Source organism: Pontibacter mangrovi (genome assembly GCF_006385705.1).
GTDB lineage: Bacteria > Bacteroidota > Bacteroidia > Cytophagales > Hymenobacteraceae > Pontibacter > Pontibacter mangrovi.
The window spans coordinates 1-22,277 of sequence record NZ_VFRQ01000016.1; the positions used below are offsets into that span (position 1 = coordinate 1).

A 22,277-nucleotide genomic window follows, 5' to 3' on the forward strand; every position below is an offset into this window, starting at 1 on the left:
TCTTAGCTTACGGAAAATAGCTTGGTCAAATTGTACTGGCGGCTATGTTCCCAAAGATAGGAGTGATAGGGCTTTCTTTGACGTTTTGCGTAAGAACTTGCAGAAACCAGCTTTCATCATATGATCGCCGTAGCCCTTTACCGGGAACAGCACTTATTTCCTTCACCTTGGCCTTCAGCACATCCTTTTACCGACTTCGGCATAGCTGCACAGGTATAGGGTTGGCCAGCATGCTTTTCCGACTACTCCCCGCCCTGGCGGTAAAATGCCTTACCTCCGGCTTCCCTGCAGCGCCAGCCAGGCAATGGCTTCCTCCGGCTTGTCAAAAAAACAGACCTCTACCGGGAGCTCCTGCATGTTTATCTGGCTCATGATGAAGTTCACACTCATCCTTCCGAACACGTCGGCGGGGTTGACAATGGCCACGCACCGCAGGTGCAGCGAGCTAAAGAACTTCGGCCCCCACTCCTCCACTGTCCACTTCTGGTCTACCGGCCGTACCACCTTGGCATCAGAATAATCAGCCAGCCACTTCTTTATCCGATGCTTCTTCTGCATCCGCAGAAAGGTGCGCAGGATTTTCCTGTATTCCGCGCTGGGGGCATATTCCAGCCACTTGGTCTTTACCAGCTCGTCGGTGGCAAAGTACTCTATGGTGATGTACTCTGATTTCAGGTAAAGCATGCTTGGGGTATGTTAAAGGCTGGGAAAACGCACGGCAAGAGCAGGGTGTGTCAGAAGAGGCAGCTCTTCCTGAACTGCTCCGGCGTCTCCCGGGCATGCTTTTTAAAGAACCTGGAAAAGTAAGAGTTATCCGTATAGCCCAGCTTGGACGCAATCTCGCTTACCGTGTAGTTGGAGTGGGCCAGCAAACGCTTTGCCTCCAGCACCGTCCGCTGCTGCACCAGCTCCACGGTCGTCCTTCCGGTGGCAGCCTTACAGATAGTGTTAAGATGCTTGGGCGTGACGTGCAGCCGCTCGGCATAGAAGGTGACCGGCTGATGCTCGGTAAAGTGCTCTTCCACCAGGCTCTCCAGCAAGCGGATCTGCGAGAGCAGGCGGGTGGATGTTTTCTCGGGCATCGTCCGGCCCTTGTAAGACCTGGCCAGCAGGATCAGCAGCACATCCAGGAAGTCACCGATCACCTCATCCTGCTTGTAAGCCTGCATCTGGTACTCGCGCTCCATCAGCCGCACCACATCCAGGGCCTGCTCCAGCCCTGTCTCTGAAAGCGGGATCAAAGGGTCGTTGGAGAGCGCGTTGAAGAACGGGAAGCTGTAGAGCTTGGAGTTCGGGTGCTCGAGCAGGTAAAAGTCCGGGTTAAAAAAGATAATAAATCCCTTCACCTCTTCCTCTACCTGCCACTTGTGCAGCTGGCCCGGGCTCAGAAAGAACACCGTCCCCTTGGAAATGGGGTACTTCTTAAAGTCAATGGTATACTCCCCGCACCCCTGCGTAAAGAGAATGATGGTATAGAAATCGTGCCTGTGCGGCTTCTCCAAAAAGGTGTGCACCTTGATGTGGTCTTCGAAGCTGCTCAGGTAAAACCGGTTTCCGGTAATGGAGGCCTGGGTAAAGCTATCGACCTTGTAAATAGGGAAATCTGTACTGAAAGTCATACGTTGGGCATAATCAATCCCTACGGGGAGTGCCTGAGGCCACGCCACCCTAGGTTTTAATGTGAACACTATCCTTTGGCTAATCGATAAGCGCATGCGGCAGCCTGCACGGGATACCTACCTGCCAGAAATCACTTGCCAGTGTTTCCCGGGTATCGCTTTTGCACGCCGCTTCGTCAGAGGGAATACGCATCTGATGTTGAGGAAGAAGTTTAACAGGTGCTGTATACTTCCGATTTCGTTCGCAGATCACTCTTTCAAGCTACAGCAACCTTACACGCTGTTTATCCTCCCTACACGATGCACACCACTCTGCACCCTGGCTGATTTGGACAATTGAACCCCAATCTTTCATCATAGTTTTATTCTATATACTTAAGCGCAGTACAAAGTTACCTTGCTTCAAGGCGAAATACACTAGACGAATGTCTGCAATCATGGGACTTTTAATACCTCATTATGAGCATTTTATACTACACAAACAACTCGGTTTTTTGTTTACAGTAATTGTATCGCTTCAGGGTTGCACCTGTTGAGGAGGGGCAAGGTCATGGAATAGGCCTCTGCCCAATCTCATCAAAAGCTGAAGCATCCGGACCCTCTCATCTATACTAGCACCTGTTTTGCGGGGCAAGGGGCCGGAGGCGAGGCAGGTTAAAAGTATAACGGCATGCTAGCTGCACCGCTCCCAGGAACATACCTGTGTCTTTCCCTTTCCATCGGTTCGGGCAGGAAGGTAACATGATGCTATACCGGCAAAGTGCGGGACGGCCTATCAGCAAAAAACAGCAGGTAAGTATTCTTGCTAAGTATGATTTTTATTTTCAATTTTCCAGTAACACGTTCAGCCCATGAAGCACCTTTTCTACCTACTGCTCCTCTTCTTCTGCTCCTGCGCCGGCGGCCATAAACGAATACCTGTGCCCGCCCGACCTGCCGCAGCCTTACCCGCGTCTGCCTTCTACAAACAAGCGGCCGCCTATACCTGGCAACAGCGCGACTCGCTGGCAGTACGGGAGCTACTGGCCGGCAACATGCCCGCCTTTCTTAGCCGCTTTGTCGCCGTCCCCCTCACTGCCGTCAGCGCCTCTGGCAAACCTATAAAAGCCACTGTGTACGTCAGTCCCGATTACCTTAGCCTCGGGTCCGACCAGGACTGGGCGCGCATACCGCTTACCCCCATGGCCGCCCAGCAGGTAGCCGATAACCTGGACTGCTTTCTTCCGACCCGCAAACTGGTGGATGCTGTTTACCGCCACGCCGCCGTCAAGCTCGAGCCCCTCCCCTTGTATGCGCTCCGCGACAGCACCCCGACCTTTTACCAGCACCACCTCATGATCGAGGGGCAACGGCAGGGACGAAAAGGACTCATTGCCGGCATCAAGAAAGACATTGTCATCAGCGGGAAAATCAGCCGCGACGCCAGACCGGACCGGGTAGCCATTTACGGCTGGCACTTACCCGGCGGCAAGCCCATACAACCCTTGTACACAGGCCATGTGAACTGGTACGTGGACTACAGCCATGGCATACGCCTGGTTTACCGACGCATGAAAGTGGGCAGCAAATGGTTAGACTACAGCCAGGTGCTGCAAGACCCTGAACTACAGGCGCTGCTTTGCCAGGAAGACGCCTGCGACTTCCTGGCTTACCCTTACCAACAGCCAGCCACTGCGGCCAAAGAATGACTCCTAAGGCATATTAATTGCTAAATATTTTAGTATTTAATATAGCTTTTGCTAATATTGTTCGTAATTCATAAACACGAACATGGAAGCGAAAGTCATGAAAATACATAAAGCACTGCCTTTTAGAAACATACAGGCCTATAGTAGCCATACCCTGCTTCTGGCCACGGCTACGGTACGGGCGGGGTTTCCCAGTCCGGCCACTGATTATGGGGCAGAACCAATAGATTTGAACCGCTACCTGAGCGACAACCCGACCGCTACGTTTCTGGTGGAGGTGACAGGCGATAGTATGATTGGAGCGCATGTGGTGCCTGGCTCGCTGGCAGTAGTCGATAAGGCCGTAGCTGCCAAAAGCGGGCACATGGTACTAGCCTACGTGTGGGGCGATTTTACCGTAAAGTGGCTGGACATCAGGCAAGATGGGGCATACTTAGTACCGGATAACCCAAACTACCAGGAAATAAAGGCGCCTGATGACTGTATCATCTGGGGTGTGGTGGTTGGTTTGGCGCATCGCTTATCCCGCCGGTCATGACCTCTCTTTTCGCACTTGTCGACTGCAACAACTTCTACGCCTCCTGTGAGCGTGCCTTCAACCCCTCGCTCATCGGGAAGCCTGTCGTGGTCCTGTCCAACAACGACGGCTGCGTGATAGCCCGGAGCAACGAGGCCAAGGCACTGGGCATAAAAATGGGCGTGCCGGCCTTTGAGATGGCGGCACTTGTTAAAACCCAGGAGGTGCAGGTGTTCAGCTCCAACTACGAGCTTTATGGAGATATGTCGCGACGCGTGGTAGAGACCCTGCGGCAGTTTACGCCCAACCTGGAAGTATACAGCATAGACGAAAGCTTTCTGGACCTGGGCAACTTAAGGGGGGTGGACCTTGGGGCATACGCCCACTCTATTAAGGCCACCGTGCAGCAGTGGACGGGCATCCCCGTGGCAGTGGGTGTGGCGCCTACCAAAACCCTGGCCAAAATCGCCAACCGGCTTTCCAAGAAATCTGCCAAGGCTGGCGGCGTATTGGTGCTTACCGACGAGCGCCACATCACCGAAGCCCTGAAAAGGACGGATATAAGCGATGTATGGGGAGTTGGCCGGCGCTACGCCAAAAAGCTGGCCGCTTTCGGTGTGCACACGGCCTGGGACTTACGCAACGTAACCGACGCGTTTGCCAAAAAGCATTTCACCGTAGTGGGGCTTCGCACCGTCCGGGAGCTAAGGGGCGAGGCTTGCCTGGACCTGGAGTTGGTGCCGCCCTCCAAGCAGAACATCTGCACCTCCCGCAGCTTTGCCCGCCGGCTTACCGAACTGCAGGACATTGAGCAGGCGCTTACCAGCCACGCGGTGCGCTGCGCCACCAAGCTGCGCAAACAGAAAAGCTGCGCCGGAGCGCTCACGGTTTTTCTGGAAACGAGCCGCTTTGCCGGGGAAGGGCAGTTATACTACAATAGCCGCACCCTCAGCCTTGCCAGTGCCACCTCCAGCGAGCTGGAGCTGCTGCGCTGCGCGCTCATGGCCCTCAGGAGCATTTACCGCCCCGGGTACCGTTACAAGAAAACCGGCATCATCCTGCAGGACATCGTGCCCGCCAACCAGGTGCAGCTCAGCCTGCTAGACAGCGGCAACAGGGAGCGGGATGCCAGGCTGATGGGCACACTGGACGCGCTGCGGGAGCGGTTCGGCCATACCTGCGTCGGCTATGGCGTGCAGGGCACCGGCAAAGTATGGGCTATGAAAAAAGATCATATCTCGCCCTGCTATACCACCCGCCTCGCCGATTTGCTGCAGGTAAAATAAGCATAACAAGCCGCCTTCTGTAGTTTCTTCTTATACCTATTCCTTCATCCCAGGTTCAGCTATTTCACATGCTCCAGGATGATCCGCTTGCCATAAGAAAGACAAATCAGTCAGCTGCCGCAAATAGCGTCACAGAAACGATCTATATTTTTTCCGGAAGCAGGGTGGCGTCTTCGTAGTTACCGAGCACAGGTTCGGAAGGTGCACCTTGCGTCACGGCCTCCACCAGCAGCTTACCACCTACGAAGGCACCTTTCCAAGACTCGCCCAGGCCTCCGAAGACCTCGTCCCTGTCGCCTCGGGAGCGGAGCTTGTTGATGCCAACCTTGAAAGCCCGTATCTCCCTAGCCGTGCGCTGTGCCCACTTCACATCGTCGGAGGCAACAGCGGCGACCAAGGCGCCGTTGGAAATATTCATTTCCCCAACCAACTCTTCCACACGGTCAACAAGCACAACAGAGTCAATCGGCCCGAACGGCTCCTTAAAGTAGAGTTCGCTCTGCCGGGGCAGGTTCACTAAAGCCCGGGGGGCCCGATAAGCCGAACGATCCTGACCAGGCAAAAACAGGGAATCGTCTAATTTGCCTTCATAAAAAGGAATGGCTCCGGTTTTAAGTGCATCCGCATAAAGGCGGTCAAGGTCATGGGCCTGGCGGCTGTTGATAACGGGGCCAAAGGCAAGGTCAGGCAACGGGTCCTCCGGCTTATCCACCAAAGTTGGGTTGCCTATCTTCAGGCTGCTAATCGCCTCCCAGTAGGTTTCCAGAAACTTCGGAAAGGAACGGCGCTCCACCACGAAGCGCACGTAAGCCGTACACCGTTGCTTGCCGTAGTCGTAGCCTTTCTTGAGCTGCGCACCAAAGCTGTCCCAATCTGAGTAATTCCAGATTCCGTAGGTGTTAACACCTTCCATCTCCAGCATGTACCGTTTGTGAACCGAGGTGAGCGCATCGGCAATATTACGCCCGTTATAGCGCCCCCCCACGAAAGAAAGGCAGTCAATGGCCTGATCCTTTACCAGATTATCACTCAATTCCCCTCCTGAGCCGCTTACCAGCGTAACAGGCAATCCGCAGCGGCGGGCAATAGCAAAGGCAAGGCTCAGCGATATAAACCCTCCGTCAGTAGGTGTTTTAGCCACGGCTACATTGCCACACAGTACCTGTACCAGCACCGCGTGCAGGAGTACCGACATCGGGTAGTTCCAGGAGGCAATGTTAGACACAACACCCAAAGGTTCCCGTCTGCCGAGCATTTCCTCGATGTTGTCTACATACCACTGCACACCGTCAATACAACGGTCAATATCGGTAAAGCCCAGCTTATAGGTCTTGCCGATTTCCCACATCAAAAGCTTTCCGATCAGCTCTACATTCGTGCGCAGTTGGTCGAGGCAATCCTGTACCCGTCGCTTTCGCTCATCCAGATCTATGCGGCCCCATGCAGCTGTTTCACGGCGGGCACCTTGTATGGCACGCTGAGCGACGGGTCGGTTCAACATGGGGAGCCTGCCGATTACGGAACCGTCAATAGGGGATATAAAATCCCGCGGAGTGCCGGGCTCCTGCCAATGCCCCTCCAGGAGGTTTAGGTAATTGCCATCCTGATCAAATATTTCGGGTGTTACCTGTTTCACTTGGTGAAGCAGGTGAGAAAACTCAACCTGTGGGGAAATGATTTTTGACATGGTAGCTTTTTTTGCGGTATAAATTCAAGTTGCACAGTAAGATGAAAGCCATTCCGGATGCAAGCTAAAAAGCATCTGCATTTAAAATTTCGCACCCTACATGACTGCCTATTGGCAATATACTGTTTTGTAGCTAATTACCTATATATACCGGGCAAAAAAGAGGAGCCCATGTGCATGGGCGCCATCGGCGAGCTGATCATCACCGTCCTTTGGGCGCTGGCTATAGACGGGAATCCAACCAAGCCTGTATTGGCCTGTGCCTGCCTTCTCCTGGCCATGGGGGAAGCGCACCGTTACCGCTGCTCTACGCGTGCTGGGGCTAAAGGGGAATGGCCGTCAGGCAGCAGACCATACTTTTTAAGGATAGACAGGAACTGAGGCCGGAGCTGCTGCAGCATGCGGTCAAAGCCCAGATCATTGGGATGGCCGCCGTCGATCGTGCCTTCATGGTCATCACCGAGTCCCTCGTCGTATGAGAGCAGGTATAAATCTTTCACCCCGCTGCGCAGCAGCTTTGAAATCTCCTGCTCTATCTGCTCGTTTTGCGCTTTCACCCAACTCCCCACTTCCTGGTCAAAAGCTCCGTGCTCACGGACAGTCCTTGGAATTACCAGAATGGGCACCTTCGGGTGATGTTGCCTGATGGTATTTACCAGGTAGGCTGTTCGATCACGGATCTCTTCCGGGGAAGAGTTTGGCACACAGTCCAGCACGAAGGCGTCAGCTGAGACAGTGGCAATCATATCGGCCACGGCCTTTTCCATTTTGGCGCTGCCACTCAGGCCAAGGTTCAGAAAGTTCAGACCTGTGTCCCGGCTCAGGCGAGCAGGATACGCCATACCTGGCCTGCTGGCGGAGGCTCCCTGCAGAATGCTCGAGCCATACATCAGGATGCGCTTCTGAAAAGGGTCGGGCGAAGACTGTATCATAGCACCCGCATCAACGCCAATTTCCAGGCTTACTGTCTCGTCATACAAGGGGAGGTAGAGCAGGCACTCTTTCTCCCCTTCCGCCATGTTTTGCACCAAGGTATACTCTGTACAGTCTCCGTTGGGCCTCCCTACGCCTGCGAACTGCCAGCGGCCATCCTTTTTAATGTAAAGATCAAGACCCTCATACGCAATGGCCGTCATGTTAGGTAGGGTCTTGCGGCTGCCGGTGCACCACTTGGCCGCTATAGCAGTACTGTTTGTTTTAAAGGCAATGGCAAGGCCTGCTGAATTCGTTACCAACCTCTTGACAGCCCGAGGCATACCGGGGTGTTGCGTGGTGTCTACTCTGTGGTACACCTGTGGGGTAGGCAATATTTTCCCTACCAATGTAAAATCAGTGGCTGGCCTGTATACAGGAGTTTGCGCATAAGAAAGACGCACCATGGCTACACAAAGCACTGCCTGTATGCCTATAATTACTAATTTTTTCATTCTTTGGGTATACTGTTAGGTAATGATTCATTTACGGTGCCCCACCGCATGAGCTTAATATCTCCCATACCTGCTCTCCTCCTCTATATTTCTTCATGCTGCTAGTTCTCCACAAAAGCCAGCACGGTAGCAACTCCGTGCTCGCCCTCGTGGTCAAACTTCTTCTTATCACTGGGATGGTTCACAACGCCGCGGTTGCGGACCCAGGCAGTGGCAGGAATAGGACTGAAAGCTTTTGCATGCCACTTTATGTAGGGGGTATACTTTTGCTAAAACGGTGCAGCGGTTACTTCTTTTCAGGCACAGGCCTGGCCACTTCTGTTTTCTTCGGATAGCCGGGAGCTACGTTCATACTTCCCTCCAGCGAGATCACCACATACTCCTGCCCCCTGTACAGGTATACTTTGTTTTCCTGGCTACTATAGTCAGCCGCATCCAGATCGCCGCTTCCCCAGGAAAAAGGCCAGTCCGCCACCAGCGTCTTTATTTGCTTAGGCACAAGGGCATCGCCTTTGCCTTTCAGCGGAACCTGCAGGTATTCACTCCCTTTAAACAAAAAGATCTCCTTTGCTGAAGGGTTGAAAAAAGCTGCGTCGAGGTAGCCTTGCTGCCAGTTCTCGGGCAGCCCCTTGGCCAGGGCTGACAGCGGCTTGGGATAGCCTGCGTCGAGTGTTTTGGCCTGAGGAGTGAAACGCGCGTACTGTCCCCCTTTAAAGAGGTATACTTTCTTTTCCCGGCTGTTGTAAAAGGCCGCGTCCAGGGCACCTGCCCAGTCAGCGGGTATGGCCGGCAGGGCCTGGGCCAATTCCACTGCTTTTGCTTCCGGGCCGTTGGCGGGGCTTTGCGTATACACTGCCCCATCCACAAAGCGGTAGCTGGCCTGCTGTTTTTTCCCCTTCTCTACCGTAAAACTGGCTTCTACGATAGGCCAGAGCGCCTTCGCCGAAAAATCCTCGCTGCTTACCTGGGGGTCATAAATATTGGTGTAGTTCACCTTATCGGTGTTTTTTGGGAGAATGCCGCCTTCGATATGGTAACGTGCCGTCACGCTGTCGTTTGCCGTGAAGCGCGCCGCCACCGCGATGGCATGCCAGTGGTTGGACACCACGTACAGGGTATCGCCCGGGCTGATCACCTTTGTTCCATCCGGTTTCCGCAGCGCTCTGCTGTAGGCATAGTTCTGCACCGTGGTTTTCGACTTCTCCTCTTTAAAAATTATCTCCGCCGGCACGCCTTTGGCGATGAGCCGGGAGGCCATTTCAGAGGCCTCGCAAATGGCAGAGGCATGCGCGGCACAGCCCCCAGACACAATGATATAATCGAAAGGAACAGAAGAGGCATACAGCTTATAGCCTACCTCCACCCTTTCTACCAGGGTTTTCATGTCGGCAGAGCCCAGGATGAGCATGCCGTTTTGGTTAGCTGCAGGCTTGTGCTGCCCAAAAGCCTGCAGCATACACATGCTCAAAAATAGCAGCGCTACAGGCAGAAACGTTTTGGTTTTCATACGAAGTGAATAGTCTTTACAAAAAGGGAGGCCCCTGTTAAAACGGCAGGTCCCCCACCGCACGCTAAAAGTATAAAAGTGGGACCAAAGCACAAAAACATCGCTTTGGCCCCACTTTTCAGTTACTCGCTAACCAGCGCGCCCATGGTGCGCAGCCCCGAGCGGCTGTTGTGCCGCAAGTCAGCTGCTATAATGGAGCTTTCCACCGCGGGGTTCTGGCTGCTGCCAAGCTGCGTCAGGTTATCTACGCTCATGCCGTGCTCCAGGGCAGGATTGTTAGCCCCTACCGGCAGATAGGCCTCGCTTAGCATCGAATTGGCATCGAAGGTGGCGCCCTCTATAGCTTGCCCGCCGGCATCATAGGCTGCGCTTCCCAGCACCGAGGCCTGCACAAGCGGAGCCGGCGCGTCCGCCTCGTACACATCCACATCAGGCCCGTCATTTTTCTGCGTGTTTCCCGCTACAATGGAGTTGTAGATGCGAACCGTGTTCACGCCAGACCGTCTGTAGATACCGCCCCCCGGGCCGGCAATGCTATTTCCGGTGATGGTCGTGTTGATGATCGTGGCCTCGTTGTTGTTATACATCATCACACCGCCCCCGCCGTTTGCCGAAGTGCTGGTGTTTCCGCTGATCAGGCAATTGACCAACAGGCCTTTGGAGTTCTGCCGGATGTAATAGGCGGCCCCGTACGACTTGCCTTTGTTGTCGGCGATCACAGAGTTATACATATTGACGGTAGCGTCCGGGTAGCCATGCACCCCGGCTGCCGTGCCGCTTTCGTTCTCCCGTACCTCGGAGTCAAAGAAGTGCGCCTCAGACTCGCTGATCCACACGCCCCCGGCATTGCCCGAAGACAGGTTGCGGTTGATCTTGCTGTTTTTCACAGTGACCACCGAACCGCCGAAAGCATAGAGGCCCGCCACGTTTTTATCGGATTTGTTGTCCACGATCTCCGTGCTGAGGATATCCACCACGGCATTGCCGATGGTGATGCCGCCGCCATAGTCCCGGCGGAAGGCCAGGCCGTTGATCTCGGCAGAAGAGGTGGCCGCCCCCGCTTTGCCATCCGTAATCCTCAGGCCTTCGAGCACTACTTTCTGGCCCTCTATTTTTGGGGCAGACACCGTGACCACATGGTAGGCCGCGCCGCCACCCGAAAGGATGGTGGCATGCTCTTGCGGGTTTGCCTCACTGCCTTCCGCGGCATCGGCAGGGTAGCCGCCTTTCAAGCGGATGTACTTGCTGATCTCAAAGGTCACATCACCGGCATCTGCCGCATCACCGCCCGTTACCGTCACGCTGGGGGTATAGGTGCCTTCGGCGATGTGCACTGTGTTGCCGCTCACGGCAATGGCCAGGGCGTTTTCCAAACTGGTGGCATCCTCCCAGGAGTAACCTTCCCCGCTGGCGCCTACCCGCACGTAGATATCATCCCGGTTGCCGGCTTCCTGCACCACAGTGATTTCTTTCTCCTCCACGCCGTTTGTCAGGATCGTGATCTTTGCGGTTCGCTCGTCGTCCTCGTTTTCCAGCACCTCAAAGCTCAGCCTCACTTTGCCTTTCTCCCCGCTTTCGCTCTCCAGCACAATCCAGTCGGCATCGGCCTTGGCCTGCCACGCCTGGTTTGTCAGGAAAACAAGGTTGTGGGAGCTGCTCGTGTTGGCTACCGAGAAGGTCTCGTTCTCTAGAAACAGCTTCGGTTCAAAACTTTTCTCATCTTTTTGGCAGCTTACCAGGTTTACGAGCAGAAGCACGCCAAACAGGCACCTGGTGATCACATGAAAGTAGGGTATTCTATCCATGGTAAATTCGTTGGCTATTTGCTGTTGATATAATTTTCGTAGAGCGACTGGTAGCACGGGGCCAGGTCTTTCTCATCGTCATAGGCGCTCTCATACATGAACGGGCCTTTGTAGCCCACCTCATCCAGGGCTCCCAGGATGGCAGACCAGTCGTTTTTGCCCTCCCCCGAACACGGGTAGTAGTGGTTCTCTGCAGCTCCCGTCCCGTCGGCTATGTGCACCGTTTTCAGCCGGCTGCCCATGGCCCTGATCAGGTTCTCGGGGTTCTTGATATGGTTCATGTCGATGGCCGATCGGATAGACTGCGGGAGCCGGGCAAAGATCTCTTTGGTCTCTTCCACCGTGCGCATCAGGGGCCTTTCGCGGCCGCCGCTTGCCTGCAGCTCCGGCCCCAGCATGTTCTCCAGCACCATGGTGGCGTTAATGGCCTGCACCGCCTCGTCCAGCTCTGTGGCTGATTTGATGAGCTGGCTTTTGCGCATGTCCCGCTCGTTGAGCCCCAGGTAATAACTTGGGTGGAAGAGGATGACTTCGGGCTTGAGAATTTCCAGGAACGAGATCAGCTTTTTGTGCATGGCCACCACTTGCTGGCGGTCCTCCTCGTTGACAGTCGAGATATCAATGCTTTGGCTAAAGGGCATGTGCACCGACCAAATCTTAATGCCGGCAGCGTCCGCTGCGTTCTTGGCCTCGGTCAGTTTGGCGATCACCTGCTCATCCGACAGCTTAAAGGCACGCTCCTCGTTTACAAACAGCGTCATGCCCGAAGCCTCCACGTAACTCACCCCCACAGACTCGGCGTAGCTGAGCTTTTCAGGCGTGAACTTGCTAATGGCCAGCGCATAGCCGACTTTCAGGGGCGCCACCGGCTTTTCCTTGTCTGGCTCCTGGGGCGTTGGCTCGTCCTTGCCAGAGGAGCAGGCAACGCTCAGCAGGCAGGAAAGAAGTATGGTATAGATCATGGCGTTTTTCATACGATGTGCTTTTCTATTCCCAGTTAGGGTTTTGTTCCAGGTTCTCGTTTAGTTTCAGGTCCTCGATCGGAATCGGGTAGTAGTAGTCACGGCTCTCATCGAAATAGCCGCCCAGCTGGAAAGGGTTCAGGTTACCTGAATCGCCGTTGGTCAGCGGCCGTTGCTGCACGTTGATGATAGTGGACACTTCTTTCGGGGCGCCGGAGGCATTGCCATCGTGCAGGTACACATCCGGGGTGCCGTCGTTGTTGAAGTCGTGGGCACCGAGGCGCGAGAAATAAATGCCCAGCATGGGCTGCTCCAGCTTCTTGCCCTCCTTCCAGCGCATCAAGTCATCCCAGCGGTGCCCTTCGTTGAACAGTTCGAGTCTGCGCTCCCGGCGGATTTCCAGGATCACGCCCTTGTTGGCCCCCTGGTCCACGCTTGGATACATGCCGGCCAGGTAAGGGTCAGGGTTGGCATTGGCCTGGGCCAGGTCAAGGTGCGGCATACCGACCCTGTCTCTTAACTTGTTGATGCTTATGTCCAGGTCCTGCTGCGAGAGCGTTCCCATTTCCGCCTTGGCCTCGGCATAGATCAACAGGGCCTCTGCGTAGCGGAAAATAATGATGTCAAAATAGGCGGCGCTCCACTGGTCTCTCGACGGAAGCGCCTTGATCACGCGGTAGCCGGTGGTCGTGCCGTTCAGGTTCACGGGCTCGGGGCTGTCCTCGCCGTATACTTTAAAGTCAGGGCCGGCCGTGGTCTGCGTCAGGCGCGGGTCACGGTTTTGCATTTCCTCGTAAAACTCCATCGTCTCATACCCAGGCTTGTCTGTGAACCTGCTGCCGTCTTTCATCAGGTAGCTGTTGATCACGTCCTTGGTAATGCCCCAGGCACCCTGCGTCGGCGAAGTCATCAGGTAGCCCAAATTGTGCTGGCCCAGTTCTGAGTCAAAGTCCCGCGCAAGGATGGTTTCGGTGGGATCCTGGTTGTTGCGGGCAAACAGCTCGCGGTAGGCTTCGCTTGGGCCACCGGCCGTGAAGAGCCTGTAAGCGCCAGAATTGATCAACTCCTCGGAGGCAGAAGCCGCTTGCTGCAGCAGCTCTTCGTAATCTCCCAGCCCGTGGTACTTTCTAAACGTGCCCTCATACAGCGCAATTCTGGCTTTGAGCAGCAGGGCCGTATACTTGGTGATGCGGTTAAGCTTTACCTCTGCCGGAATATGCTCGATGGCATAGTCAATGTCGGCCATCACCGAGTCGATCACCAGTTTGCGGGAGTCGCGCGCTTTGTAGAGGTCCGGGTCACCGGCTTCCAGCACTTTGCCATACCAAGGCACGTCGCCAAAGCGCTGCACCTTCTCAAAGTAAAAGAAGGCCCTGAAAAACCGGGCAATGCCGCTATACTTGCGCTTGGCCGCCTCGTCGGGCACGCGGTGGTAGTTCTGCAGGAAAAAGTTAATATCCCGGAGCCTGCCCCAGGACCAGCCCCCGCTCCCGCGCGTGGTCGGCACGATGCGGCCGCCCCGTACCCTTTCCGCCGCGATCAAAGGCACGATGTTATCCGAGGCGGCATCGTCTGTGTACACCGAGGTGGTGGGCAACATGGAATAGAAATCATTCGTGGCCACCTCCAGGTCGGTGGCTGTGTTGAAGAAGTAATCGGCGTCCACCACATCTTTGGGCGGACGGTCCAGGAAGTCTTTCTCACAACCTGAAAGCAGGAGAGCTATTAAAGCGAAAACGGAAGTAAGGTATGTGCTTTTCATCTTTGTATATGCAGTCATCAGGGTGAATTACAAGGTCAGGTTGACGCCCAGGGAATAGGTTTTGCCCATCGGGTAGGAGCGCAGATCGGCTCTGCCCACAGCGCTGCCCGGGTTAGAGTAGTTGATGGCCGAGCCTGCCTGCTCTGGATCGATGTACTTGCTCAGGCCACCGAAGCGCCAGGTAAACAGGTTCTCCCCGCTGAAGTATACCCGCAGCTTTTTCACGCTCACCTTCGAAGTTAGCGCTTCCGGCAGGGTATAGCCCAGGGTCAGGTTCTTGACGCGCAGGTAGCCGATGTTCTCCAAATAGTAGTCGTTCATCTCATACAGGGAGCGGCCGCTGCCCAGTGCGGCATACCCTCGCTCTATCTGCGGGTACTTGCCCGGCTGCTCCGGCGTCCAGGCATTTTCCACGAGGTCTTTTCTGAGGAAGGACAGGTAGGGGCGCTGGTAAGTGCCCCAGTAAATATCCCCGGTCGGATACCAGTTCTGCTTGCCTACGCCGGCTCCGGCCACAGACAAATCAAAGCCTTTCCAGCTGGCGCCTACGTTAAAGCCAAAAGGGAACTTGGGCATGGCATTGCCGATAGGCTGCAGGTCGCCGTGGTCCTCCAGGGTATAGTTGCCCCTGTCAATCCGGCCGTCCCCGTCCACGTCCACGTACTTGATGTCGCCGGCGCGCAACTTGCCCCACTCCTTGTTCTGCACCACATTAAGGATATAGTTGTACACGTTGCCCAGGCTGTTTCCCGGGTTGGTAAAGGAGTTCTGGTAAGCCTGCGCCTCCTCATCCGACTGGAACTGCCCGTCTACGTGGTAGCCCCAGATCTGACCCAGCTCCTGCCCTTCCCAATAGGTGCTCATCAGCCCGTTCGGGTTGTCAAACTTGGTGATCTCTCCTTTAAAGTTAGACACGCTGGCCGTGGCAGAAACCGATAGCGGCGAACCGCCTACCTCAAAGCTGTTGTTGTAGCGCAGGCTAAAGTCAAAGCCCCGGTTACGCAGCGAGGCCAGGTTCTCTCTTGGCTCGGCCGCGCCGAACACGCCTGGCAAGGGCGTGCCGGGCAGGTACATATCCTCTGTCTTTTTCTCATACAAATCGATGGAGGCCATCAGCCTGTTGCGCAGAAAGCCCAGGTCTGCCCCGAAGTTCACGGTGCTGGTGGTCTCCCAGCTCACCACCTTTGGCAGCGGGCTGGGCGCGCCGGCATAGATAATGCGCTGTCCGTTGTCCAGCCAGTCCGAGCTGCCGACGCTCATTGTCTGCTGAAACGTGTTGGTGCTGATGTTCTGGTTGCCCAGCGAGCCATAGGAGGCCCGTAGTTTAAAGAAGCTAACCGCGTCTTCAAGCGGCTTCCAGAAATTTTCCTGGTTTACCTGCCAGCCCACGGACACAGAGGGGAACCAGCCCCACCGGCTCTCTTTCGGGAAGCGGGAGGAACCGTCGTAACGCGCATTCACCTCCAGGAGGTATTTGCCGTCGTAATCATAGTTAAAGCGGCCGAAGTACCCCTGCACGGCCCACACCTCTGCCGAGCCAAGCGCAGCCATGATTTCGGTGCCGAGCGCCAGGTTCTCCAGGTCCCGGATCAGCAGTCCGCCCTGCTGGGCAAACACGCGGTCGCGGTCAAACTCTTCCTGGTTAAAGCCGCCCATCAGTTTAAAGTTATGGCTCTTGCCCAGGCTTCGCGAATAGGTACCAAACGCGTTCAAGGCTTTGTAGTTATCTTTCCAGCGCCACTCGTTGAGGCGGTTTACCCCCACCGTCTGCTCATCCAGGCGTGCCCCGGTCAGGTACTCAAACTCGTTGAGGCGGGTAGAGCTGTTTTGGTTCGTAAAGCGGTTGCTGTAGTTGAAGTTTAGCTCCAGGTCTTTAAGCGGGGTGGCCTTGGCCCGGAAAGTGTTTGTCAGTTCTTCGATATTCACGCGCTCCCAGTTTTGGGCATACTCCATCGCGGCCGGACCGCCCTGGCCATACACGTCTACCGGCATGCCGTCCACCATGTTGGGCTGGAAAGGGTACAGGTAATACCAGGTGGTGGTGCTCCACATGCCGCCGTAGCCGTTGCGGTAGCCTCCGAACTGCTCGTCCTGTTCCTGGTTAAAGAGAATGTTGTTTGACAGCTCCAGCCATTTGTTAGGCTTAAAGCTGACGTTGGCCTTCAGGTTATACCTGTCCATGCCCCCGCCTGCAATGTTGTTGATGTCTTCACGGTCGAACACACGGCCTGACAGATAGCCCTTTAGTTTCTCGCTTCCGCCGGAAACAGAGAGATTATGCATCTTGGAGTACTGGTATTCCTTAAACAGGTAATCATACCAGTTGGTCTTGTAGAAAAACTTATACGTGCCGTTGGGCTGCAGCTCATGGAAAGGCTCGATCTCGCCGTTGGCTACCATGCGAATGGTTTCCCAGTCCAGGTCGTTGTAGCCCGTGTAGCTCGTGCCGTTGTACCCAAACAGGGCCGCGTCCACGGTCTTGCCATACACATAGGGATCGGAGATGAAGTCGGTTCTGGTCGTGGGCGTGGTCCAGCCGAAGTTGTTGGAATAGTTAACCACCATCTCGCCGGCCTTGCCCGTTTTCGTGGTGATCAGGATCACTCCGAAAGCACCCCTGGCACCATAGATGGCGGCCGAGGCAGCGTCTTTGAGTACCGTCACGTTCTCGATGTCCTGCGGGTTAACCCGGGTGATGTCTCCCTCGATGCCATCGATGAGCACCAGCGGCCCTCCTCCGTTGATGGAGTTAAAGCCCCGGATGTTGATGTCGGGCGTGGCCGTCGGGTCACCCGAGTTTACCTGGATGTTCAAACCCGGCATCAGTCCCTGCAAGGAACTGGAAATGTCGGCTGAAGGGCGCAGGGCGATGTCTTCTGCGTTCACCTGCTCCACAGCGCCCGTCAGGTTGGCTTTCTTCTGCGTGCCATAGCCCACGATCACAACTTCCTCCAGCGACTTGGTGTCTTCTGCCAGCACCACGTTGATACTTGCCCGATCATTGATTTCTACCTCCTGGGTCTGGAAGCCTATGTAGGAAAATACCAAGGTCCCGCTGCCGTCCGGCACATTTATAGAAAAGCTGCCGTCGCTGCCTGTGGGTGTTGCTTTGCTGGTGCCTTTCAGCACCACGGTTACCCCTGGCAGGCCCAGGCCTGTTTTATCGGTTACCTTTCCGCTTACCGTCACGCCCGTCTGGCGCCTGACGGGCCCCTCGGCCGGCTTTACCACGATCGTGTTCTCCACCAGGCTGTAAGTGAGCGGCTGGCCCTGAAAGCAAATAGCCAGCACGCGCTCCAGCGGCGCGTTTTTAAGGTCCAGGGTAACGGGCCTGGCTTGTTGTAGGAGCTCATCGTTGTAAAGAAACAGGTAGCCGCTCTGCTTGCTGATGGCCTTGAAAACATTTTTGAGCGGGGCGTTGCGCTCTGAGATGGAAATGCCCTGCGCATAGCCGTAGGCATGCACGTGCAGGCAGGTCGCCAATAAGGCACAGGCCAACAGGCGCTTGGCAAGCGGCAGCTTCGATAGCACGCGGCCCAGCCTCCTGCTGCTGTTGAGAAGTAGAATTGGTTTCATAAAAGAAGGGGGTTTGGATAAAGGGTATAGTCTGTTAGCAATCAGTTTATACTTGTATTCTTTTAATGCCTGTCTGGAGCAGTCGCTACATGGTGTTGACGATGACCTTCCTGCCTTCCGTCTCAAAGCGCACCGAGCCTGTCAGCGCCAGCATCTCCAGCACCTTGTCCAGCTCGGTGTCCCGGGAGATAATGCCGGAGAAATGCTTGGAGGTCATCTTTCCGCTGTAGGCCACCTCCACGTCATACCACCGTTCCAACTGCCGCATCACCGTGGCGATGTCTTCGTTGTTGAAGTAGAAAAGCCCGTTTTTCCAGGCAACGGCCTCCTCCACGTCCACCTCCTGCAAGGCGATGTCTTCCCCGATCACCGCCTGTTGCCCGGGCACCATCAGCTTACTCTTGCTGCCGTTGCCAACTTTCACAGAACCCTCCAGCAGGGTGGTGGTGATCCGCTGCTCATTGACGTAGGCCATGATGTTAAAGTGCGTGCCCAGCACCTCCACGGTCGCTGCGTTTACCTGCACCTTAAAAGGCTGTGCCTTGTTTTTAGCAACTTCAAAGTACCCTTCGCCTGTCAGGGCCACGGTACGCTCGCTTCCCACAAAGGCCGAAGGGAAGCGCAGCGTGGAGGCTGAGTTCAGCCATACCTTGCTCCCATCGGGCAACACCACCTGGTACTGCCCCCCTACCGGCGTGGAAATCGTGTTGTACAGGACCTGGCCCTGCTCCTGCCCGGCTAGCTCAAAGCGGATCATGCCGTCCTGCTTCGAAACCTTCATACCGTTCTCCTCCCGCACGGTGCCATTGGCCATGTCCTCCAGCACAAAAACAGCCCCATCGCTCACCATGAGCTTTGCCTTGTCGCCGCCCGGCTGTATTTTCAGTGCCTCCTGGCGCTGCGTAGCAACCGCCACTGCTTCCGGCGCACGTTTTGGCTTTAGCTGTGTCTGATAAAAGAACAGGGCCGCGGATGCCACCAGCGCCAGCACGGCGGCATACTTCCACAGAGCGGGGCTTTTCCAGAGGCTTCTCACCGGCTTTTGATCGATGGTCCGGGAAGCGATGCGCTGCCAGGCTTTGTCTGTGTCGATCGACGAAAAGAACTGCAGTTCCTCCTCCAACCTCTGCTCATCCCTGAGCTTATCCACAAAGCGCTGGTGCTCCTCCTTTTCCTGCATCCACCCTTCCAATTCCGCTTCCTCTTCAGGGCTTAACTCTCCCCTGAGGTAGCGCAGCAGCAGGCTGGCCTTCCTGAATTGTTCCTCGTTGTTCTCCATATCGGTTCTGTTATAGCAAAGACACGCAAGGGAGTAAAAGGGGTGAAAGGCGGCGGCATTTTTTTTCATCTGCCCCTCCCGGCTCCTTGCCTGGGGCTGGCAGATAAGCATTTGGCAGGCGTGTAACCGTCAGGCAGGACCCGTTAAAAGCGCCTTTAGGGAAAGGTAACAGTAACTTAACCCGGGATAAGTGCAGGGCTCCTTCTTTTAAAATAGCTTTGGCCCAGCTTAGGCTATGGGGCAGCGGCAACAAGAAAGAAGGGCGAATGCGCGCTGCGACAAACGTATGCTTGCGCCACAGCGGCGGCAGCGTCTTCTGAGCGAGCGCTTACTTTCAAAAAAAACTTCCGATTTGTTATGTTTGATTATCCTATCTTTCTTTGTATGTTTAGCATAGAAAATTATCTTCCACGCATGGGGCGTACCCGCAGCAGAAGCAGGACCCGCCTTGAGGGCATGCTGTATTCCCGGGGTAAAGACGACATGCCAGTAAATTTTGCAGCCGATGAGTGAGGACATGGCGATACATGATGCTGAAGCAGCCTTAAAGCAGTTGTTTGACAGGTACTATGCCCGCCTTGTTTATTTCGCAGCACAGGTGGTGGGGTGTAAGGAAACGGCAGAGGACGTTGTGCAGGAAGCCTTTATCAAATACTGGAACCAGCGCGATACGGTCGCCCCGCAGGAGCAGGCGATAAAAAGCTACCTGTATGCTTCCGTGAAGCACGCCAGCCTGAACCTGGCGCGGCACCAGCAGGTAAAGGACAGTTATGTTGCCGCCATGCGTGACCAAAAAACGATGGAGGAAAGCCTGGAGAAGGCGCTGCTGCAGGCCGAGGTGCTGGCGCAGTTACACCAGGCGCTAAGCACCCTGCCGGCGCACTGCCAGCAGATTTCCAGGATGTGTTACCTGGAAGGCATGAAGAACCAGGAAGTGGCCCAGGAACTGGGGATCTCGGTCAATACGGTGAAGACCCAGAAGCAACGGGCGCTTCAGCTCCTTCGCTTAAGGCTGAAGCCTGAACTGTTTATGCTGCTTTTGCTTTTGACGCAGTGATCCCTTTACCGCTTTTTGCGCGACAACCGGCCCTGTTTTATCAGGTAAAGCGCAGCGTAAGGGCAAACCTCTCCCCTGGCTTCTCTGCCTGCACGTGTACTGCCAGGTGGTCGTAAAATACAAAACGCCTTTCGACCGGGATGGCACTCTGTGACCGCTCCAGTACCTGGTGGTAGATGGGGATGTTTTTTTCATCCAGCACGGTCAGGTGCAGGCCGCCTGACGAAGGCCAGGTGTCGACCAGCACTTCCTTGATGTCCATACTTCTGGTGGCCTCGCTTCCCTCCAGGCGCAGGGTGGCGTTCGCTTCGTTTAGTTGCATTGATTTCATAGCCAAGTATACCTTAGGTTTTGTGTACGGCACCGGCTTAGAAACCGGCTGCCTGTGCTGCGCTTTTCAGGCTTTTTCCTCCTTAGGCAACTTCTCCACCGGCATGATCACGAACTCCTGAATCCGCCAGTCCAGTTGCCGCACCTCCCGGGAGGCCTCTTCAATGAGCTGTGTCAGGTTATCTTCCCGGGCAGGAATAACAAAGCCCTCGCCCAGGTAAATGTGGCCTTCCTCGCGCAGGCGTATGTTGCAATCCTTCACCCAACTCTGCCCAGCCAGTGTCTCTTTTACCTTCTCGATCAGCGGATCGCGCTTTTGGTTATCCACGGTCATGGGTACCTGGTCCATCAAATCGTACACCGCCTGCCTCAGGTTATTAAAGCCGTCGTGCACAATATCCACCGATATCACCAAAGCCGCCACTGAATCAGCCCACCACCAGCCCATGCCGATGCCCAACACACCGAAAATAGCCGCCGCAGCCGTCATCCAGTCGGCCTTGTTCATCTTGGCGTCCGTGTACAGGTTTTTTTCATGCAGCTTCTCAGCGATCGGCAGTTTCTTCTTGCCCAGGATGATGGCCGGGAAGGTTCCCCATAGCAAGGCTGCTATCATCAAATAGCCCAGCCATACCTGGTGGCCCAGCACCACCACCGTACCGATGGTAGCGTGCTCCCGCATGGCCAGGGTAATCACAGAGTCGATCACCAGAAAGGTACCGATAGAAAACAGGGCCAGCGCGCTACACAAGTACGCAATGCTCACCACCCGATGGTACCCGAACGGGAAGTCCCTGTTTGGCGATTTAAAGAAGATCCTGGAGGCGATCAGGAAGGAGACCGAGGGCGTCAGGCTGAGCAGGTCCTCAAACCAGGCGGTTTTCATGGCCTGCGAATTGCCCATGGTCAGGTACATGGCCAGGGCGGTGGTGATCAGGTAGCCGATCGTGATCCACTCCAGCTTCTTTGCTTTCTTAAAGTCGTCCCGGAGCCCCTGGGGATACTCAAAGTTATCTATCTGTTTCATGGCCCAGTGTCTGTTTCAGCTGCGGCTCCTGTGCGTGCAGGAAGCGCTCCAGCGCAACGATAAATGCATTCTCTCCCCGAATAGCCGCCATCACATGCTTCTCCTTCCCCTGCTTGAGGTAGGGCCTGGTGAGGGCCACTTTCTTTTTCCAGGGGGTTTTCTGCGTGATGCCCGCAATGACCAGGTGCACCTTTTTTTCCTCCAGGTCCTCAAACAGCTTTTGCTCCGTGTCGTTTTGCCACCTGACCCGGGCACCAATAGAAGAGGCAAAGGCCCGCACCAGGTCCGGCTCAATGCCTGTCGGGGCCGTATCTCCTTTCACGACCCACGGCGGGTTTTCCGAGTAGCCTACCACCAGTTGGTCTTGTTTGGCCTTCTCCAGGGTACGCTCGGGGTCCTTGGGAAAGTTACCCTCACAGCCCGCCAGCAACAGGCAGGCCCCTACAGCAAGTATAAAAAGCTTCATCCGTTGTGCATTTTCAGCGCCGGCCCTTACATGCCAGCGCAAGGTTTTTGATTTGCTTCTGCCTTAGCTGTACCTTGATTTATACGTTATGGTTGCTTTCCTAAGGGAGGCCGTGCCAAAAAGCAGCATGCAGGCGCAGCTATTGGCCAACCAACCGGAATCTTCCGTGAACCAGCCTGTCAATGTCCGTAAGGGTGCTTAGCCCCCGGGCTCCGCTAAACTCAATGAACGAGCCTGCTTAAAATCAGCGTGCTGCAATGCACCGGGGAAAGGATCGGGAGG

General features: G+C 55.3%; 17 protein-coding genes. 4 read left to right on the plus strand and 13 right to left on the minus strand.

Translation table 11 applies throughout. The features are described from left to right. Positions 1–270: 270 nt before the first annotated feature. Both FJM65_RS19425 and FJM65_RS19430 read right to left on the minus strand, forming a co-directional pair. Positions 271–684 carry a hypothetical protein gene (locus FJM65_RS19425; RefSeq protein WP_140623715.1) on the minus strand — a complete coding sequence of 138 codons (414 nt, stop codon included), beginning with the start codon at positions 682–684 and terminating at the stop codon, positions 271–273. 50 nt (positions 685–734) lie between these two features. Beyond that, positions 735–1,619, minus strand: a complete 885-nt coding sequence (locus tag FJM65_RS19430; protein ID WP_181163803.1) for an AraC family transcriptional regulator — start codon at positions 1,617–1,619, stop codon at positions 735–737. An 851-nt stretch (positions 1,620–2,470) separates the two neighbouring features. On the opposite strand from FJM65_RS19430, the gene FJM65_RS19435 reads away from it, so the two are divergent. The 3 genes from FJM65_RS19435 (at position 2,471) to FJM65_RS19445 (ending at position 5,110) form a co-directional block, all read left to right on the plus strand. Then, a complete protein-coding gene (locus FJM65_RS19435; protein WP_140623719.1) occupies positions 2,471–3,307 on the plus strand; it encodes a hypothetical protein in 837 nt (278 codons plus the stop codon). 97 nt (positions 3,308–3,404) lie between these two features. Next, positions 3,405–3,845 carry a LexA family protein gene (locus FJM65_RS19440; RefSeq protein WP_181163804.1) on the plus strand — a complete coding sequence of 147 codons (441 nt, stop codon included), beginning with the start codon at positions 3,405–3,407 and terminating at the stop codon, positions 3,843–3,845. Continuing rightward, positions 3,842–5,110: a Y-family DNA polymerase gene (locus FJM65_RS19445; protein WP_140623723.1), complete on the plus strand. Its 1,269-nt coding sequence runs from the start codon at positions 3,842–3,844 to the stop codon at positions 5,108–5,110. The genes FJM65_RS19440 and FJM65_RS19445 overlap by 4 nt, the downstream gene beginning before the upstream one ends. Before the next feature lie 142 nt (positions 5,111–5,252). Here the strand turns inward: FJM65_RS19445 and FJM65_RS19450 are convergent, their stop codons facing one another. From FJM65_RS19450 to FJM65_RS19485, 8 genes are all read right to left on the minus strand, one after another. Further along, entirely contained in the window at positions 5,253–6,797 is a 1,545-nt protein-coding gene (locus FJM65_RS19450) for an aldehyde dehydrogenase family protein (protein WP_140623725.1), read from the minus strand. 296 nt (positions 6,798–7,093) lie between these two features. Beyond that, positions 7,094–8,224: an SGNH/GDSL hydrolase family protein gene (locus tag FJM65_RS19455; protein WP_140623727.1), complete on the minus strand. Its 1,131-nt coding sequence runs from the start codon at positions 8,222–8,224 to the stop codon at positions 7,094–7,096. A 286-nt stretch (positions 8,225–8,510) separates the two neighbouring features. Then, on the minus strand, positions 8,511–9,731 hold the full coding sequence (locus FJM65_RS19460; protein ID WP_140623729.1) for a hemopexin repeat-containing protein: 1,221 nt from the start codon (positions 9,729–9,731) through the stop codon (positions 8,511–8,513). Positions 9,732–9,853: 122 nt separating this feature from the next. Then, positions 9,854–11,536: a BACON domain-containing protein gene (locus tag FJM65_RS19465; protein WP_140623731.1), complete on the minus strand. Its 1,683-nt coding sequence runs from the start codon at positions 11,534–11,536 to the stop codon at positions 9,854–9,856. Positions 11,537–11,550: 14 nt separating this feature from the next. After that, positions 11,551–12,510, minus strand: a complete 960-nt coding sequence (locus FJM65_RS19470) for a sugar phosphate isomerase/epimerase family protein (RefSeq protein ID WP_140623733.1) — start codon at positions 12,508–12,510, stop codon at positions 11,551–11,553. Positions 12,511–12,523: 13 nt separating this feature from the next. Then, the gene (locus FJM65_RS19475; protein WP_140623735.1) at positions 12,524–14,260 is read right to left on the minus strand and encodes a RagB/SusD family nutrient uptake outer membrane protein; all 1,737 of its coding nucleotides are present in this window, start codon (positions 14,258–14,260) and stop codon (positions 12,524–12,526) included. 27 nt (positions 14,261–14,287) lie between these two features. Next, entirely contained in the window at positions 14,288–17,836 is a 3,549-nt protein-coding gene (locus FJM65_RS19480) for a TonB-dependent receptor (RefSeq protein WP_140623737.1), read from the minus strand. Between the two features lie 85 nt (positions 17,837–17,921). Then, positions 17,922–19,115, minus strand: a complete 1,194-nt coding sequence (locus FJM65_RS19485) for a FecR domain-containing protein (RefSeq protein WP_181163805.1) — start codon at positions 19,113–19,115, stop codon at positions 17,922–17,924. Between the two features lie 505 nt (positions 19,116–19,620). Here FJM65_RS19485 and FJM65_RS19490 point away from each other — a divergent pair. Continuing rightward, a complete protein-coding gene (locus FJM65_RS19490; protein WP_140623741.1) occupies positions 19,621–20,172 on the plus strand; it encodes an RNA polymerase sigma-70 factor in 552 nt (183 codons plus the stop codon). Positions 20,173–20,212: 40 nt separating this feature from the next. On the opposite strand, the gene FJM65_RS19495 is transcribed toward FJM65_RS19490, so the two are convergent. From FJM65_RS19495 to FJM65_RS19505, 3 genes are all read right to left on the minus strand, one after another. After that, the gene (locus FJM65_RS19495; RefSeq protein ID WP_140623743.1) at positions 20,213–20,503 is read right to left on the minus strand and encodes a hypothetical protein; all 291 of its coding nucleotides are present in this window, start codon (positions 20,501–20,503) and stop codon (positions 20,213–20,215) included. A 66-nt stretch (positions 20,504–20,569) separates the two neighbouring features. Further along, positions 20,570–21,529 (minus strand): cation diffusion facilitator family transporter, encoded by a 960-nt coding sequence (locus tag FJM65_RS19500; protein WP_140623745.1) that lies wholly within the window; start codon positions 21,527–21,529, stop codon positions 20,570–20,572. Then, positions 21,513–22,037: a transporter substrate-binding domain-containing protein gene (locus FJM65_RS19505; protein ID WP_140623747.1), complete on the minus strand. Its 525-nt coding sequence runs from the start codon at positions 22,035–22,037 to the stop codon at positions 21,513–21,515. The genes FJM65_RS19500 and FJM65_RS19505 overlap by 17 nt, the downstream gene beginning before the upstream one ends. Positions 22,038–22,277 lie beyond the last annotated feature (240 nt).

What these genes read in the sequence shown, in the direction of transcription:
- FJM65_RS19425 (WP_140623715.1), bottom strand. Translation starts at nt 684, where the DNA reads ATGCTTTACCTGAAATCAGAGTACATCACCATAGAGTACTTTGCCACC.
- FJM65_RS19430 (WP_181163803.1), bottom strand. Translation starts at nt 1,619, where the DNA reads ATGACTTTCAGTACAGATTTCCCTATTTACAAGGTCGATAGCTTTACC.
- FJM65_RS19435 (WP_140623719.1), top strand. Translation starts at nt 2,471, where the DNA reads ATGAAGCACCTTTTCTACCTACTGCTCCTCTTCTTCTGCTCCTGCGCC.
- FJM65_RS19440 (WP_181163804.1), top strand. Translation starts at nt 3,405, where the DNA reads ATGAAAATACATAAAGCACTGCCTTTTAGAAACATACAGGCCTATAGT.
- FJM65_RS19445 (WP_140623723.1), top strand. Translation starts at nt 3,842, where the DNA reads ATGACCTCTCTTTTCGCACTTGTCGACTGCAACAACTTCTACGCCTCC.
- FJM65_RS19450 (WP_140623725.1), bottom strand. Translation starts at nt 6,797, where the DNA reads ATGTCAAAAATCATTTCCCCACAGGTTGAGTTTTCTCACCTGCTTCAC.
- FJM65_RS19455 (WP_140623727.1), bottom strand. Translation starts at nt 8,224, where the DNA reads ATGAAAAAATTAGTAATTATAGGCATACAGGCAGTGCTTTGTGTAGCC.
- FJM65_RS19460 (WP_140623729.1), bottom strand. Translation starts at nt 9,731, where the DNA reads ATGAAAACCAAAACGTTTCTGCCTGTAGCGCTGCTATTTTTGAGCATG.
- FJM65_RS19465 (WP_140623731.1), bottom strand. Translation starts at nt 11,536, where the DNA reads ATGGATAGAATACCCTACTTTCATGTGATCACCAGGTGCCTGTTTGGC.
- FJM65_RS19470 (WP_140623733.1), bottom strand. Translation starts at nt 12,510, where the DNA reads ATGAAAAACGCCATGATCTATACCATACTTCTTTCCTGCCTGCTGAGC.
- FJM65_RS19475 (WP_140623735.1), bottom strand. Translation starts at nt 14,260, where the DNA reads ATGAAAAGCACATACCTTACTTCCGTTTTCGCTTTAATAGCTCTCCTG.
- FJM65_RS19480 (WP_140623737.1), bottom strand. Translation starts at nt 17,836, where the DNA reads ATGAAACCAATTCTACTTCTCAACAGCAGCAGGAGGCTGGGCCGCGTG.
- FJM65_RS19485 (WP_181163805.1), bottom strand. Translation starts at nt 19,115, where the DNA reads ATGGAGAACAACGAGGAACAATTCAGGAAGGCCAGCCTGCTGCTGCGC.
- FJM65_RS19490 (WP_140623741.1), top strand. Translation starts at nt 19,621, where the DNA reads ATGAGTGAGGACATGGCGATACATGATGCTGAAGCAGCCTTAAAGCAG.
- FJM65_RS19495 (WP_140623743.1), bottom strand. Translation starts at nt 20,503, where the DNA reads ATGAAATCAATGCAACTAAACGAAGCGAACGCCACCCTGCGCCTGGAG.
- FJM65_RS19500 (WP_140623745.1), bottom strand. Translation starts at nt 21,529, where the DNA reads ATGAAACAGATAGATAACTTTGAGTATCCCCAGGGGCTCCGGGACGAC.